Genomic DNA, 14,758 nt, shown 5'->3' on the forward strand with positions numbered 1-14,758 from the left:
CATCACACCGATCAGGCGGCCCCGTCGCCGGGGCCGCCAATGAAATCAACCGACCCTCAATTCCACAGGCCGATCTTTTCCAGTTCCTGCTTGAAGTTGTCGCGCGTGATCAGCGTCACGTCGTCCATGGCGGTGTATTTCGGCGGTTCTTTGCCGGTGGTGACCCACTCGTGCATCATGCTGGCGGTGTTGTAGCCCTCGATGTGCGGGCTCGGCAGCATCGAGCCGAAGAAGCCGCTGTTGGCTTTCTTCAGTTCGCCGATGGCATCGGTGCCGTTGATGCCGATACCGATTACGTTGGCGGCGGCAAAACCGGCGCTTTCGGTGGCGCGCACGCCGCCCAGCACGGTGTTGTCGTTCATCCCGCCGATGATCAGGTTTTTCGCCCCGCTCGGGAGCTTCACCAGCGCCGAGTTGGTGGCGTCCATGCTGCCAGGTACGTCGAGGGTTTTCAGGGCCGAGAACAGAATGTGGTCTTTCGGCATCCCGGCGTCTTCCAGGGCTTTAACCGAACCGTCGGTGCGTTTCTTGCCGGTATCGAGTTCGTTGAAGGTGTTGATCACCGCATAGGTTTGTTTCCAGTCCCAGCCGCGCTTTTTCGCTTCGGCGGCCATGGCGGCACCCTGCTTCTGGCCAACTTCGAAAGCTGCCATGCCGAGGTATGGCACGTCCTCCATGAACTTGCCGCCGGCATCGACGAAACGGTCATCGACAGCGATCACTTTCAAACCGTTGAGCTTGGCCTTGGCCATGATCGCCGGGCCGAGGGAGACGTCCGGCGGGCAGATCACGAAGCCCTTGGCGCCGTTCGCCGCCAGGCTGTCGATGGCCGAAAGGGTTTTCTCGCCATCAGGCACAGCGATCTTGATGACGGTGAAGCCCTTGTCCTTGGCGGCCTTTTCAGCGAAGGCCCACTCGGTCTGGAACCAGGGCTCTTCGGCCTGCTTGACCAGAAAACCGATCTTCACTTCCTCGGCCGCCAGCAACGTACTGCTCAGGCTGACCGCGGTGACCGCCAAAGCGGCACAGCACAGGGAACGGATCCCACGACGACGTTTCATAAGCTGACTCCTTGTTATTTTTTTTGAGCGTTAGTTGAAAGCCAATACAGCGGTCGAAGCATGTAGCCAATAGTCATATCGTATGATGATTGTATTTCAGGCGTAGTTTTGCGCCTGAAACCCAAGTTATTCAGTCGTGGTACATGACCGAACGACCACCATCGATGGTGATGCACGAAGCGTTGATGAATGGCGCCTCATCGCTGGCCAGGAACACGGCAGTCATCGCCACTTCGATTGGCTGACCGATGCGGCGCGGTGGATGCAAGTCGAAGGCCCGTTGACGTTCGGCATGAGGGTCGGCAAAGCCGTTCCAGTAGTCGACGTTCAGTTGGGTTTCGATATAGCCCGGTGCGATGGCGTTGACGCGAATGCCCTTGGGTGCGTATTCGATGCCCAAGGCGCGGGTCAGCCCGAGTAAGCCATGCTTGGCCACCGGGTACGGGAAGCAGCCGGGAATGATGTGAGTGGAATGGGTCGAGGCGATGTTGATGATGCTGCCGATGCCCTGCTCGATCATCTGCGGCAGCACGGCTTTGCAGCCATACCAGGCGCCGTCCAGGTCGATGGCGAAGCAACGATGCCAGTCGTCCTCGGTCATTTGCAGCGGATCACGGAACACGTTGACCCCGGCGCAGTTGACCAGCACGTCGATGCGACCGTGAAGCTCAATGGCCAACTTGGCCATGGCGTGCAGGTCTTGCTGGCGCGATACGTCGGCCTTGATCGCCACGACATCCGCGCCTTGTTCACGCCAATGCGCCGCGACTTTTTCGACTTTCTCGGCCTGGATATCGCTGATGACCAGCTTGGCTTGCTGGGACGCAAAGGTCGCGACAATCGCTTCGCCGATCCCCTGAGCGGCGCCGGTCAACAGCACGACCTTGTTTTTCAGGCGCTCACCCTTCGGCGGTTCGGGCACCGGTGGCAAGGAAAGGGGTTCAGCCATGGATCAACACTCCTGTTCGAGGGCACGACGAAAACCGGACATCTGTCGATGTCCGGTCAAAAGGCTTTTGGGAATAGGCAGGCAGGCGTGCAAACGCCCGGGCGCCGGGGCGGCCTGAAGCACTGTCGACCCAAGGGAGGACGGTGGAATATCGCTGCATCACTTCACCTGTTTTGTTTTTTTAAGTGTGAGTGCGTGTAACTGATGGGGCCGACTATAAACCCGGCCACCAACAAATCTCAATATATAATTTTGCATCCCATATTTTGGGATTTAGCCTGCAAATCTCTGACAGGGCTTTCCGGGCACATCGACTCGAACCGACAACACCGCACCATCCAATGGATGGTTGAGCGGGCTCGCCGCACTGGTGATGTACAAGGTTTTGAAGTCTTCGCCACCAAACACGCAACTGGTGGGGCGACTGACAGGCAGTTCGATCACCCGATCGACATGACCGTCCGGGCTCAGCCTGAGCAAGCAACTGCCGTCCCAGCGGGCGTTCCAGATATAGCCCTCGGCATCCATCGCCGAGCCGTCGGGGCCACCCCGTTCGTGGGGGCCAAACCAGACGCAGGCGGTGTCGAGGTTGCCGTCGGTATGGATGAAATGTTGGTACAACGTACCGTCGAGGCTGTCGGCGAAATACAGGGTTGTGCCGTCGTCGCTCCATAGCAATGTGTTGGGGATGCCGAGCCCTCGAAGCAGCGGCGTGACCCGAGCATCGCGGTCGATGCGAAACAGGCCACCGGAGCGGCGCACGATCGGCAAATCTTCGCCCTGCTCGCCGATGTTGTTTTGCATGGTGCCCAGCCAGAGCCGGCCCAAGGCATCGCAGCGGGCTTCGTTGGCGCGATTGCCGGGTTGCGGATCGGCCACACAGAGCAAGGTCAGCCGAGGCTCCAGGCCGGGAGAGTTCAGGTCCAGCCGATAAACCCCACTGCTCAATGTCACCAGGGCATCGCCACTTTCGCAGGGGATGAATGCGGACACGTGTTCCGGCATCTGCCAGATTTCCACATTGGCGCCGATCAATCGCAGCGCCTGCTGGCCGGCGATATCGACCCAGTACAGCGCCTGGGTCGGTGCATCCCAGAACGGACCTTCACCGAGTCGCGCACGGTGTTCGGTAACCGCAGTCCACGTCATGAAACCTCCTTTTTATGCTTTTATGTGGGAGCGAGCCTGGTCAGCTTGCCTTCTTGTCGGCCATGACTTGGGGGTAAAACCGTTTAATCGCCAGGTCGGCGTTATCGATCAGGGTCATGCAGGCCCACACACCCCGCGCAGCATCCCGGGCGGCGATGGCGTCGGCCATGTCTTTGTGAATCGGCAAGGTTCGGCGCAGTTCGTCCGGGTCGGCGGCAGACACTTCGAACGACACCGCCAGCAGCGCGCCGAGGGCCGGGACCATTTGTTCGATAAATTGATTGTGGCTGGCGGCGAGGATGCACTCGTGGAAGAACTGGTCGGCGCGGTTGTAATCGATGCCGCTGTCTACGGCTCGTTCCAGCGCGTTGTAGGCCTGAAGCACGGCTTGCACTTGTTCCACCGTCGCGCGCTCGCAGGCCCAACGCACCGCCATCGGTTCGATGGTACGACGCAGGTCAAGCAAGTCGTCGACGAAGTTTTCCGGCAAACCGCTGCGCGACAGCCAGCCGACGACTTGTGGATCGAAGAGGTTCCAGCGCCGTACCGGCAACACCCGCGTGCCGACCTTCGGCCCGACTTCGAGCATGCCTTTGGCGACCAGGGTTTTGATCGCTTCGCGGATGACCGTACGGCTGACCCCAAGCTGCTCGCCCAAGTCGGCTTCAACCTTGATGGTCTGACCGGGCTTCACCTGGCCAGCGGCAATCCAGCACCCCAGCCAATCAACCGTCGACGCGTGAAAACTGCTGGACATGGGTACCTCACCGCCCGGTGAAAATAAAAATGAAACGACACGAAAGCCGTTCTCAATGGATGCCCACGCTAATCATCATATGATTGGGTGTCAATTGGATTTTTCTGGAGTTCTTGCCAACACAGGCATGACTGTTCGTCCGATTACTCCCCCGGCGCTTTGAACCCACCCATTTTGTAAACTACGGTTAGCCCGCAACAGATCAGGCTGTTTCACTAAAATCCGCTATTGCCAGGTATGAACATGGACATGGATGCGTCTACGAAATACCCCATTGTGTTGGTTCACGGTCTTTTCGGCTTTGACAGAATCGCCGGCTATCCGTACTTCTTCGAAATCGAGGAAGCCTTGGAACGTGCTGGTGCCCAGGTGTTTGCCGTGAATATTCCAACCGTCAACGGCAATGAGGAACGCGGTGAAAAACTGCTCGAACACGTCGACCGTATTTTGCGGGAAACGGGCGCCGCCAAGGTCAATCTGATCGGCCATAGCCAAGGTCCGCTGGCCGCACGCTACGTCGCAGCCCTGTACCCGGAAAAGGTTGCGTCGGTCACCTCGGTCAGTTGCCCTAACCACGGCTCCGAGATTGCCGACCAACTGCACAAGGCACTGACACCCGGAGAATTACCCGAAGCCTTGGTATTAGCCCTGTTAGGCGCAGTCGGCACCTTCATTTCGTTGATCAGTGGCCATCCGGAAAACCCCATCGACCCTCAAGCGGCGTTCGAATCGCTGACCAGCGCAGGCCTGGCCGCCTTCAATCGCAAGTACCCGCAAGGGCTGCCAAAGGTTTGGGGCGGGGAAGGCAACGAAGTTGAGAACGGCGTGTATTACTACTCCTGGAGCGGGATCGTGCAGAACTTTCAAAGCCTGCAACTCCTCGACCCGACCCATTTGAACTGTAAAGTGCTGTCGCAGCTATTTTATAAAGAGAAGCACGCCAATGATGGGCTGGTCGGCCGCTACAGCTCTCATTTGGGCAAAGTGATCCGCTCGGATTACCCCATGGACCACTTTGATGCAGTCAACCAGATGGCCGGGATCAACAGTTGGAACGTGAGCCCGGTGATGCTCTACCTAGAACATGCCGCCCGGCTCAAGAGCAAGGGTTTGTAAGCCCATAAAAAAGGCCCGTTGCAATAACGGGCCGTTTCGTTTCCAGCGCTCAGCCCGTTACGGCTCAAGTCCGATCGGGAAAAACTCGCCACCGCTCCAGACACCGAGCCAGCTCTGCCCGTCAATCTCACGGCTCACGGCCAGCTCTACCAATTGGTAGAACACATTGCGGTGAATCAGCGCTTCAAGGTTGCTGCGCACATGCACGTACGGCGCGGGTTCCTGAGTCACCGGGTCGATCACCACGCGCATTGGGTGCTCGACACCGGCGTCGGTGGTTTCATCGACGTTGGTGGTAAAGCGCAAGACCTGGCCCTCACCCTCGCCTTCGACTTCCACGGCTATCGCCACGAACGGTGCGTCGTCGACCTTGATGCCGACCTTTTCGACTGGAGTAATCAGAAAGTAATCATCGCCGTCGCGGCGAATGATGGTGGAGAACAGCTTGACCATCGGCTTGCGCCCGATCGGCGTGCCCAGGTAATACCAGGTGCCGTCGCGGGAGATGCGCATGTCGATGTCGCCGCAGAAGTCGGGGTTCCACAAGTGGACCGGTGGCAAACCTTTGGTTTTGGGGATTTGTCCCAACAGGTCATTGGCTTTTTGCGGGCCACTCATGGCGTTCTCCTTTTAATTACTGATCGCTGAGCCCCAACAGGCTACGAGCGTATTGCTCCAGCGGCGGGCCCAGAAGATCTTCTGGCCTGTTATCGTAGAACGTCAGTAAACCGCCACGACTCTTGATACGTGCAGTATCGATCAAATACTGGGTGCTGGTCTCGATCAACATGATCTGAATGACGCCACTGTCGATCCCGAGGCGATCCGAGCGCTCCTGGTCGATCAAATCGTCCGCGTTGCCGATGCGGTCGTCGGCCTTGGCAAAACGTGTATAGAGCAGGTAGTGAGCACCGGCGGCACGGGCTTCTCCCATGGCGGCGTCGAGGCCTTCCGGCGCGCGGGCGCGGCGGACCATCGGGAAATATTCGATAAAGCCGTTGAAGGCTTCTTCGGCCACCACGTTAGGTCGCGGAGAAGCAATGCCCGGTGGCGCGAAGGCGCCCTGGGCGATGTAGATGAACGAATCTGGCTGAATGCGGATGTTATTCACGCGACGGCTGTCGCTGTGGTCCAGCAGCCCCGCGTCGCTCATGTGGTAGCGAGTTCCTTCGGCCATATCGCTGACATTCATGCAGCCGCCAAGCGCCAAAACGGCCAGCAGCAAAACCAGGCTACGCATCCTTCCCTCCAGAAGCCGGTGACGGAAAACCGGCGAATGGCCGAGGGATGCAGCTTCCGCGCCAGCTCAGGTCATGTGCATTTTCAGTCTGAACAGACCTGTGGCGAGGGAGCTTGCTCCCGTTCGGCTGCGCAGCAGTCGTAAGTTCCAGGGAATGCGGAGCGTTTGGTAATTTTAGGGCCGCTTCGCGCCCCAGCGGGAGCAAGCTCCCTCGCCACAGCAAGCGCCCTTCACCGCAAGACCCGGTCAGCCGCCGATGATTTTCATGATGGTCGCGCCACCGGAGAACGCCACTTCCTGCTTGTCCCCCAGAGCCTTCACCAGCAGTCGCTGCAAGGCCGGCAATGCCTGATGACGGGGTTTGTCCAGCAGATCGCCGACATAGTGGCGATTGCTCGACGACAGGCAGCCATGCAGCCAGCCAGTGGACGACAAGCGCAGACGCGAGCAGGTGCGGCAGAACGGCACGCTTTCGTTGGCGATCACGCCGAAGTGGCCCTGTCCCGGAATCTCGTAGCGCACCGCCGTGGCATCGACCGGCGCGTCGGCCTGCAGGTATTCGTAGTGTTCGCCGATCAGGCTCAGCAATTGCTGAAGGCTGACGAACTGTTGCAGGAAGGCGTTGGAATCACTGGCCAAGTGCCCCATGCGCATCAACTCGATGAAGCGCAGCTCGTAGCCGCGTTCCAGGCAGTAATCGAGCAATGGCATCACCTGATCGAGGTTTTGCCCACGCAGCGGCACCATATTGACCTTGATCTTCATGCCGGCTGCCGCGGCCTGGGCCATGCCGTCGAGCACGGTCGCCAGATCGCCGCCGCGGGCAATGCTGCGGAAAGCCCCGGCGTCCAGGGTATCGAGGGAAACGTTGATGCGCCGAATGCCGGCATCCACCAGCAGCGGCAGCTTCTTCGCCAACAGCTGGCCATTGGTGGTCAGGCTGATGTCCGCCAGCCCCATCTGCCCGACGGCGGTCATGAAGGCTTCGAGCTTGGGGCTGACCAGTGGCTCGCCACCGGTAATGCGCAGACGCTCGATGCCGGCTGCTTCGATCAGATAAGCCACGCCGCGTGCCATCGCCTCGGCCGACAACTCATCCTGCGCAGCCACCAGCCGTTTGCCGTTGGGCACGCAGTAGGTACAGGCGTAGTTGCAGGCGGAGGTCAGACTGATCCGCAAATTGCGAAAACGCCTGCCTTGACGGTCAACGATCATGGATCACTCCGGCGAAAGAAGATTCGAACGCGCAAAACTTGACTCACAAATCAAGTTTTAGCAAGCCCTATGCCTGAGTATATTCCTGCGGTACTGTGCCACGTAGCTAAATCATGGCTCATGGCGCAATTAGACAACTGGATGGCTCAGCTGCTCGGAGTGTCGGTATCGCGCTTGCGCTTGTTGCCCATGCGCACGCCGATGTCCATCAGGAACTGGAAGAAACCTTCCTGATCTTCCAGCACATTGCTCCAGAACGGCGAGTGATACAGCGCCACGGCGCCATGCACCAGCGCCCAGGCTGCGCAGTAATGGAAGTAAGGCGGCACGTCTTCGAGCTTGCCTTCGCTGATCCGGCCCTTGATCAGCAGGGTCAGGCGTTCGAAGTTCGAGGCGCGGATCTTGTGCAGTTCCTCGACCATCTCCGGTACCTGGTTGCCCTTGACCACCTTTTCTTCCAGGCGATCGAACAACCGATAGCGTTGCGGATCGCGCATGCGGAATTCGAAGTAGGCCCGGGACAGGGCTTCCTTGTCCTTATCGACATCGGCGGAATGCAACAGCTCGTTCAAATCACGCTCGTAGTCGAGCATCAGGCGCAGGTAGATCTCCGCCTTGGATTTGAAGTGCTTGTAGATCGTGCCTTTGCCGATACCTACGGCATCAGCAATCATCTCGACGGTGACACTGTCTTCACCTTGTTCGAGGAACAGCTTGAGCGCGGTATCGAGAATTTCTTGCTCGCGGCGACGAAACTCACGGACCTTACGAGGTTCTTTATGCATAAGAAAAGGTCTGTAGGGGTCAAAATTCGAAGCCGCGTATTATGCCTAACTTACGCCAAAATGCACGGATCATCCGACCATATATGTGTTTCTTGATGAATTCACGCGACCTCGCCGGTTGATGAGAACTCAACCGAAGCGCACGTATTCCAAATTTGTTTAAAAACCCGACCAACCAAACTGGACTCGGCGCGATACTGATCAATACTTCAACTGTCGGCGAGGCATCTCCCCCAAGTGTCGCGCCGATGAAGGTACCAAAGGATTGCGTGCCTTTGTTTTACTCCTAATGGTCTTAACCCGGATTCACCCCCCAGAACCCGGGTTTTTTTTGCCTGCAATTTGGGAGCAAAGCCCGCCACAGGTTGCGACTTTTTCCAACGTTACGCCGATGCCCTGACGTGCGCCAACGGAAATAACCGCTTGAAATTCTCGGTAGTCTGCTCGGCAAATCGCTCGTAGGGCTCGCCTCGTAACATTGCCAGAAATTCCGCTACCTCACGCACGTACTGCGGCAGGTTCGGTTTGCCGCGATACGGGATCGGCGCCAGGTACGGCGAGTCGGTTTCCACCAGCAAGCGGTCGGCCGGCACTTTGCTGGCCACATCGCGCAAGGCATCGGCATTGCGAAAAGTGACAATACCGGACAGGGAAATGTAATAACCCATATCCAGCGCGGCCTTGGCCATCTCCCAGTCTTCGGTGAAGCAATGCAGAACGCCTGCTTGAGGCAGCGCCGCCTCACGCAGCAGTTCGAGGGTGTCGGCCCGGGCGCCCCGGGTATGAATGATTACCGGCTTGCCGGTCTGTTGCGCCGCTTGCAGGTGCAGGCGGAACGACTCCTGCTGCAACTCTGCCGCTTCCGGTTCGTAGTGGTAATCCAGGCCGGTTTCCCCGATCGCCACCACCCGCGGATGATTGAGTTCGCGCAACAGCCAATCCAGCGCAGGAGCGGCACCGGGCTGCACGTCCAGCGGATGCACACCGACTGAACAATCGACGTCGTCGTAGCGTTCGGCCAGGGCTTTGACATCGGCGGCGTTATCGGCGCTGACGCCAATGCACAGAAAGTGCCCTACTCCCCTCTGACGAGCTGCGTCTAGCGCGGCATCCAGGGAGCCGTCGTGGGCGGTGAGGTCGAGGCGATCAAGGTGGCAATGGGAATCTACAAGCATAAAAGGGCTGCAACTTACATCGTATGAGTGGGACGGTCGGACTTCAGGGCTCCGGCCAGATGGGTTTCGATTCGACTGCGCGCGGTGTTATCGCCTTCGTTGAATTGCACGCCGACTCCAGCGGCGCGGTTGCCCTGGGCACCTTTGGGGGTAATCCAGGTGACCCTGCCGGCGACCGGGATCTTTTCCGGTTCGTCCATCAGGTGCAGCAGCATGAAGACCTCATCGCCCAACTTGTAGCTCTTGTTGGTCGGGATAAACAGGCCACCGTTCTTGATGAATGGCATGTAGGCCGCATAGAGCACCGACCTGTCCTTGATGGTCAAGGACAAAATGCCATTGCGCGGCCCCGGACTGATGGGTTCATTCATGCTGACCTCCATTTCTGATGATCAGAGTCTAGTCACCTCTGGGCAGGCAAGGATACCCATTGCACCAACAGCGCCTCCAGCAACAGCGCCGGATTGAGGTTGGCCTTGCTCATCACTTTCTGCCGCTGGGCTAGAATCCAGTCCTGAATATTCAGGACTTTATCCTGAGCGGCTTTCTGCGCCAGGTATTGAATGACCTTGCGCATGTCCGCCAGCCCCAGCCCCGCTTCATCCTGAGTCAACTGATAACGCAGGATCAGGCTCGACCAGTCGCAGAACCAGTCGAACAGCAGCAACATGGGAATGGTTTTCCATTCCTCGGCCAGTTGCGTCGGCGATTGCTGCTGCTTGAGCAACTTCTTCACGCCCTCGACCACCAGCGCCCGCTGCTCGCGCACGCCCTGGGCCTGCAATTTGACCGCGGCCAATGGCGAACCGGCAGCAAGGGTCAGCAGTTCAATGCGCTCGTCTTCCGAGCAGTCCGGCAACGTCTTGGCCAGCCACGCCAGACTCATGGCTTCGCTCGGCAAAGGACAGGCCTGCTGTACGCAACGGCTCTTGATGGTCGGCAGCAGACGACTGGTCTGGTGGCTGACGAGCAGCAATACGGTGTCGCCGGACGGCTCTTCAAGGCTTTTTAGCAAGGCGTTGGCGGCGTTGATGTTCATCGACTCGACCGGCTCGATCAGCACCACTTTGCGACCGCCCATCTGCGAAGTCTGAACCACGAAGCTGACCAGGTCACGTACCTGATCGACCTTGATCGCCTTGTCTGCCTCTTCCGGTTCCAGGACGTAGTTGTCGGGATGACTACCGGCCTTGAGCAGAAGGCAGGATTTGCATTCACCGCAGGCGCCCTGGGCGGTCGGACGCTGGCACAACAAACTGGCCATCAACCGCTCGGCCAGCGCACGCTTGCCGATCCCGGCCGGGCCATGCAGCAGATAGGCATGGGCGTGCTGGGCACGACCGGCCAATTGCTGCCAGAGACTGTCCTGCCACGGATAGGCTTCAGCCACGGGTCAACTCCAGCAGACGTGGCAGCAAGACATCCAGAGACTGCTGAACCTGCGCCAGCGGTTGAGCGGCATCCACCAGGACATAACGCGCAGGATCCGCTTTGGCACGCTCGAGGAAGGCACTGCGCACGGCATCGAAGAACGTGCGGCCTTCAAGCTCGAAACGGTCCAGGCGACCGCGGGCGCTGGCGCGGGCCAGGCCCACTTCCACCGGCAGATCGAAGATCAGCGTCAAGTCCGGGCGCAGATCGCCCTGGACGAATGTTTCGAGGGTCGCGATGCGCTCCAGCGACAAACCGCGGCCACCGCCCTGGTAGGCATAGGTCGAATCGGTAAAACGATCACACAGAACCACCGCACCACGGACCAGCGCCGGGCGGATCACCTCGGCCAGGTGCTGGGCTCGCGCAGCGAACACCAACAGCAGCTCGGTGTCAGGGTTCATGACCTCATCGACCGGCGCCAACAACACGTCGCGGATCCGCTCGGCCAGGGGCGTGCCACCCGGCTCCCGGGTCAACACCACCTCGATCCCGGCGGCGCGCAGACGCTCGGCCAGGTATTCGCGATTGGTGCTCTTGCCGGCACCTTCCGGGCCTTCCAGGGTAATAAACAAGCCAGTCACAGGCAGTCCTTAATCAGAGTCATTGCGGGCTTTGCGGCGCCGGAGCATCCCGCTCGGGTGCTGGCGCAGGCTCTTGTGCAGAGTTTTGCGGCGCTACTTGTGGCACGTCTTCGGCTGCCGTATCAGGCGAAGCCGCCGGGGTTGGCGCCTGGGCATCTTCCGTCAGCGGCGTGGTAGTCGGTGCCGGGCTGGAACGGTAATCGGCCCGGCGATTGAGCTGGAACTCCCGCACCGCATTGTTATGGGCGTCCAGATCATCGGAGAACACGTGGCTGCCATCACCGCGCGCAACAAAATACAGGCTGTTGCCGTCCGCCGGATTCAACGCCGCATGGATCGCCTCGCGGCCGACCATCGCAATCGGTGTCGGCGGCAGGCCAGCGATCAGGTAAGTGTTATACGGCGTCGGCTCCTTGAGATGGGCGCGGGTCAACTTGCCGTTATAGCGATCGCCCAAGCCGTAGATCACCGTCGGATCGGTCTGCAGCAACATGCCCATCTCCATGCGCCGCACGAACACGCCGGCGATTTGCCCGCGCTCCTGCGGCACGCCGGTTTCCTTTTCCACCAGCGAGGCCATGATCAGCGCCTGATAGGGTTCGGTATAGGGCACGTCGGCAGCACGCTGGCTCCATTCCTTGGCGAGGACTTCGTCGAGGCGGTCGTAAGCCTTCTTGAGCAGATCGACGTCAGTCATGCCACGCACGAAACGGTACGTGTCGGGGAAGAAGCGCCCTTCGGGGAAAATCCCGCCGTGCCCGAGCTTGTCCATCACCTGGCTGTCGCTCAAACCGTTGAGGGTCTGTTCGAGCTTTTCATCCTTGGCCAGGGCTGCGCGGACCTGATGGAAATTCCAGCCTTCGACCAGCGTCAGGCTGTACTGAACCATTTCCCCGCGCTTCCACAGGTCGATCAGCCCTTCGACTGTCATGCCGGGAACCATACGGTATTCGCCACTGTGCAGCGGTTGGCCCGCCAGGTTGAAGCGCCAGTACACACGCAGCCAGAAAGCGTCCTTGATGACGCCATCGGCTTCAAGTCGAATGAAAGTGCGGTTCGGCGTAGTGCCTTTGGGCACTTCCAACAGCTGTTCCTGGGCGATGTTCAGCGGCTGTTCCAGCGCCGAATGGATTTTCCAGGCGCAAGCGCCCGCCAACAGCCCCGCCAGAACCAGTCCGGTTTCCAGCAGCAGCAATAATTTACGTCTCACGAATCAGGCATCCAGTAGCGCACGGGCAATGGTTTGGAGTTTACGGGTGAGCGGCCCAACCGGCCAGCTCAGTGCGGCATAGGCGCGCACCGGCCAAACGCCATAAACGCTGTTGCAGACAAAGACCTCATCAGCCCATTGCAGCTGTTCGAGGGTAATGTCGATGATTTGTGTGGGAATCCCCAATGACTCGGCTTGAAACAATAATTCGGCACGCATCACGCCTGCCACGCCACAACGTTTGAGATCGGCGGTCACCAGCACGCCATCGCGCACCAGGAACAGATTACTGAACACACCTTCGATCACCCGCCCGACCTGATCCAGCATCAAGCCTTCAGCATGCTCGGTGTCCTGCCATTCGGAACGGGCGATAACCTGCTCCAGACGATTCAGGTGCTTGAGACCGGCAAGCAATGGCTGCTTGGAAAGCCGTGTTGTGCAAGGGAACAGGCGCACGCCCTGCTTCGCATGCACAGCCGGATAGGCAGCAGGAGGATTGCCTTGCAGAATGCGCCGGGCCAGGGCCGAGGGATCGGGGGCGTAACCGCGCAGGCTGTCGCCGCGGGTGAGGATGAGTTTGAGCACGCCCTCGCCCAGTGCGGCGGCATAGGCCAGCAGCTCCGCGCGGATCAGCTCATGATCGGCGGCAATCGCCAGGCGCGAACAGCCCTCGGCCAGACGCGACAAATGTCGATCCAGCAACAACGGCTGCCCGCCCTTGACGGCGATGGTCTCGAACAGACCATCGCCGTAAGCCAGGCCGCGATCTTTCAGCGACAAAGCGTCAGCCGGTTGACCGTCGACCCAGCTGTCCATCAGTCAGCGAACCGGCGGAACACCAGCGAGCCATTGGTACCGCCAAATCCGAAGGAGTTGGACAGCACCACGTCGATATCCATGCCGCGCGCGGTGTGGGGTACGAAGTCGAGGTCGCAGCCTTCGTCCGGCTCATCGAGGTTGATGGTCGGCGGGGCTACCTGACTGTTGATTGCCAGCACGCTGAAAATCGCCTCGACCGCCCCTGCGGCACCCAGCAGGTGACCGGTCATGGACTTGGTCGAACTGACGGCCAGCTTGTAGGCGTGATCGCCGAACACCGATTTGATTGCACAGGCTTCGGCGAGGTCGCCAGCCGAGGTCGAGGTGCCATGGGCATTGATGTACTGCACCTGATCACCATTGATCTTCGCATCGCGCAAGGCATTGGTGATGCAACGCGCAGCACCCGCGCCATCGGCCGGTGGCGAGGTCATGTGGTAGGCATCGCCACTGGTGCCGAAACCGATCAGCTCGGCGTAAATGGTCGCGCCACGGGCCTTGGCGTGCTCCAGCTCTTCGAGAACCAGTGCGCCGGCACCGTCGGACAGCACGAAGCCATCACGACCCTTGTCCCATGGACGGCTGGCACGGGCCGGCTCGTCGTTGCGGGTCGACAGTGCGCGGGAGGCACCAAAGCCGCCCATGCCCAGACCACATGCAGCCATCTCGGCGCCACCGGCGATCATTACGTCGGCTTCGTCGTACATGATGTTACGTGCCGCCATGCCAATGCAGTGCGTACCGGTGGTACACGCCGTGGCGATGGCGTAGTTAGGTCCCTGTGCACCCAAGTGAATGGACAGGAAACCGGAAATCATATTGATGATCGAGCCAGGCACGAAAAACGGAGAAATCCGCCGTGGGCCGGAATCATGCAGTGTGCGGCTGGTGTCTTCGATATTGGTCAGACCGCCAATACCCGACCCCATGGCCACGCCGATACGCTCGCGATTGGCATCGGTAACCTCAAGACCTGCGTTACGCACGGCTTGAAAACCTGCAGCCAGACCGTATTGAATGAACAGGTCGAGTTTGCGGGCTTCCTTGACCGACAAGTATTCCTCGACATTGAAGCCCTTTACCGAGCCGCCAAAGCGGGTGGAATAGGCAGAAAGGTCGGTGTGTTCGATCAGACCAATGCCACTGCGGCCAGCCAGAATGCCCTGCCAGCTGCTCGGCACATCCGTGCCCAGTGGCGACAACATACCCATACCGGTGACTACGACGCGTCTACGCGACACAGCACTCTCCTTTTTTCAAATGA

Annotated in this window: 16 protein-coding genes; 1 reads left to right on the forward strand and 15 read right to left on the reverse strand. The window is 59.5% G+C overall.

Translation table 11 applies throughout. The annotated features are described in order from the left end of the window. Positions 1-56 precede the first annotated feature (56 nt). From ACEN8R_RS16595 to ACEN8R_RS16610, 4 genes are all read right to left on the reverse strand, one after another. A complete protein-coding gene (locus tag ACEN8R_RS16595; protein ID WP_018926205.1) occupies positions 57-1,061 on the reverse strand; it encodes a substrate-binding domain-containing protein in 1,005 nt (334 codons plus the stop codon). Positions 1,062-1,191: 130 nt separating this feature from the next. After that, positions 1,192-2,010, reverse strand: coding sequence for an SDR family oxidoreductase (locus tag ACEN8R_RS16600; RefSeq protein ID WP_018926206.1), 819 nt, complete (start codon positions 2,008-2,010; stop codon positions 1,192-1,194). 273 nt (positions 2,011-2,283) lie between these two features. Next, a complete protein-coding gene (locus ACEN8R_RS16605) occupies positions 2,284-3,159 on the reverse strand; it encodes an SMP-30/gluconolactonase/LRE family protein (protein ID WP_018926207.1) in 876 nt (291 codons plus the stop codon). Positions 3,160-3,199: 40 nt separating this feature from the next. Further along, on the reverse strand, positions 3,200-3,916 hold the full coding sequence (locus tag ACEN8R_RS16610) for a FadR/GntR family transcriptional regulator (protein WP_018926208.1): 717 nt from the start codon (positions 3,914-3,916) through the stop codon (positions 3,200-3,202). 243 nt (positions 3,917-4,159) lie between these two features. Here ACEN8R_RS16610 and ACEN8R_RS16615 point away from each other — a divergent pair, with 243 nt between their 5' ends. Then, complete coding sequence (locus ACEN8R_RS16615; protein ID WP_019582740.1) at positions 4,160-5,032, forward strand: esterase/lipase family protein; 873 nt, start codon at positions 4,160-4,162, stop codon at positions 5,030-5,032. Positions 5,033-5,089: 57 nt separating this feature from the next. Here the strand turns inward: ACEN8R_RS16615 and ACEN8R_RS16620 are convergent, their stop codons facing one another. The 11 genes from ACEN8R_RS16620 to fabF form a co-directional block, all read right to left on the reverse strand. After that, positions 5,090-5,650 (reverse strand): DUF1285 domain-containing protein, encoded by a 561-nt coding sequence (locus ACEN8R_RS16620; RefSeq protein ID WP_018926210.1) that lies wholly within the window; start codon positions 5,648-5,650, stop codon positions 5,090-5,092. Between the two features lie 16 nt (positions 5,651-5,666). Further along, entirely contained in the window at positions 5,667-6,272 is a 606-nt protein-coding gene (locus tag ACEN8R_RS16625; protein WP_018926211.1) for a DUF4823 domain-containing protein, read from the reverse strand. Positions 6,273-6,518: 246 nt separating this feature from the next. Further along, positions 6,519-7,487: a GTP 3',8-cyclase MoaA gene (locus ACEN8R_RS16630; protein ID WP_018926212.1), complete on the reverse strand. Its 969-nt coding sequence runs from the start codon at positions 7,485-7,487 to the stop codon at positions 6,519-6,521. 146 nt (positions 7,488-7,633) lie between these two features. Beyond that, positions 7,634-8,272, reverse strand: coding sequence for a TetR/AcrR family transcriptional regulator (locus ACEN8R_RS16635; RefSeq protein ID WP_007942012.1), 639 nt, complete (start codon positions 8,270-8,272; stop codon positions 7,634-7,636). 383 nt (positions 8,273-8,655) lie between these two features. Beyond that, positions 8,656-9,447 carry a TatD family hydrolase gene (locus tag ACEN8R_RS16640; protein ID WP_018926213.1) on the reverse strand — a complete coding sequence of 264 codons (792 nt, stop codon included), beginning with the start codon at positions 9,445-9,447 and terminating at the stop codon, positions 8,656-8,658. A gap of 14 nt (positions 9,448-9,461) precedes the next feature. Continuing rightward, complete coding sequence (locus ACEN8R_RS16645) at positions 9,462-9,818, reverse strand: PilZ domain-containing protein (RefSeq protein ID WP_018926214.1); 357 nt, start codon at positions 9,816-9,818, stop codon at positions 9,462-9,464. 32 nt (positions 9,819-9,850) lie between these two features. Then, positions 9,851-10,837 (reverse strand): DNA polymerase III subunit delta', encoded by a 987-nt coding sequence (locus ACEN8R_RS16650; RefSeq protein WP_018926215.1) that lies wholly within the window; start codon positions 10,835-10,837, stop codon positions 9,851-9,853. Then, positions 10,830-11,462: a dTMP kinase gene (gene tmk / locus ACEN8R_RS16655; protein WP_018926216.1), complete on the reverse strand. Its 633-nt coding sequence runs from the start codon at positions 11,460-11,462 to the stop codon at positions 10,830-10,832. The genes ACEN8R_RS16650 and tmk overlap by 8 nt, the downstream gene beginning before the upstream one ends. Positions 11,463-11,481: 19 nt before the next feature. Further along, positions 11,482-12,672, reverse strand: coding sequence for an endolytic transglycosylase MltG (gene mltG / locus ACEN8R_RS16660; protein ID WP_026286428.1), 1,191 nt, complete (start codon positions 12,670-12,672; stop codon positions 11,482-11,484). Between the two features lie 3 nt (positions 12,673-12,675). Then, the gene (gene pabC / locus ACEN8R_RS16665; protein WP_018926218.1) at positions 12,676-13,491 is read right to left on the reverse strand and encodes an aminodeoxychorismate lyase; all 816 of its coding nucleotides are present in this window, start codon (positions 13,489-13,491) and stop codon (positions 12,676-12,678) included. Next, a complete protein-coding gene (gene fabF / locus ACEN8R_RS16670) occupies positions 13,491-14,735 on the reverse strand; it encodes a beta-ketoacyl-ACP synthase II (protein WP_026286429.1) in 1,245 nt (414 codons plus the stop codon). Before fabF ends, pabC begins: the two co-directional genes overlap by 1 nt. Positions 14,736-14,758: the final 23 nt, after the last annotated feature.

The organism is Pseudomonas sp. Pseusp15, from assembly GCF_059492165.1.

Bases quoted from the DNA above. Each gene is read 5' to 3' on its own strand.
- ACEN8R_RS16595 (WP_018926205.1), bottom strand. From the start codon at position 1,061: ATGAAACGTCGTCGTGGGATCCGTTCCCTGTGCTGTGCCGCTTTGGCG.
- ACEN8R_RS16600 (WP_018926206.1), bottom strand. From the start codon at position 2,010: ATGGCTGAACCCCTTTCCTTGCCACCGGTGCCCGAACCGCCGAAGGGT.
- ACEN8R_RS16605 (WP_018926207.1), bottom strand. From the start codon at position 3,159: ATGACGTGGACTGCGGTTACCGAACACCGTGCGCGACTCGGTGAAGGT.
- ACEN8R_RS16610 (WP_018926208.1), bottom strand. From the start codon at position 3,916: ATGTCCAGCAGTTTTCACGCGTCGACGGTTGATTGGCTGGGGTGCTGG.
- ACEN8R_RS16615 (WP_019582740.1), top strand. From the start codon at position 4,160: ATGGACATGGATGCGTCTACGAAATACCCCATTGTGTTGGTTCACGGT.
- ACEN8R_RS16620 (WP_018926210.1), bottom strand. From the start codon at position 5,650: ATGAGTGGCCCGCAAAAAGCCAATGACCTGTTGGGACAAATCCCCAAA.
- ACEN8R_RS16625 (WP_018926211.1), bottom strand. From the start codon at position 6,272: ATGCGTAGCCTGGTTTTGCTGCTGGCCGTTTTGGCGCTTGGCGGCTGC.
- ACEN8R_RS16630 (WP_018926212.1), bottom strand. From the start codon at position 7,487: ATGATCGTTGACCGTCAAGGCAGGCGTTTTCGCAATTTGCGGATCAGT.
- ACEN8R_RS16635 (WP_007942012.1), bottom strand. From the start codon at position 8,272: ATGCATAAAGAACCTCGTAAGGTCCGTGAGTTTCGTCGCCGCGAGCAA.
- ACEN8R_RS16640 (WP_018926213.1), bottom strand. From the start codon at position 9,447: ATGCTTGTAGATTCCCATTGCCACCTTGATCGCCTCGACCTCACCGCC.
- ACEN8R_RS16645 (WP_018926214.1), bottom strand. From the start codon at position 9,818: ATGAATGAACCCATCAGTCCGGGGCCGCGCAATGGCATTTTGTCCTTG.
- pabC (WP_018926218.1), bottom strand. From the start codon at position 13,491: ATGGACAGCTGGGTCGACGGTCAACCGGCTGACGCTTTGTCGCTGAAA.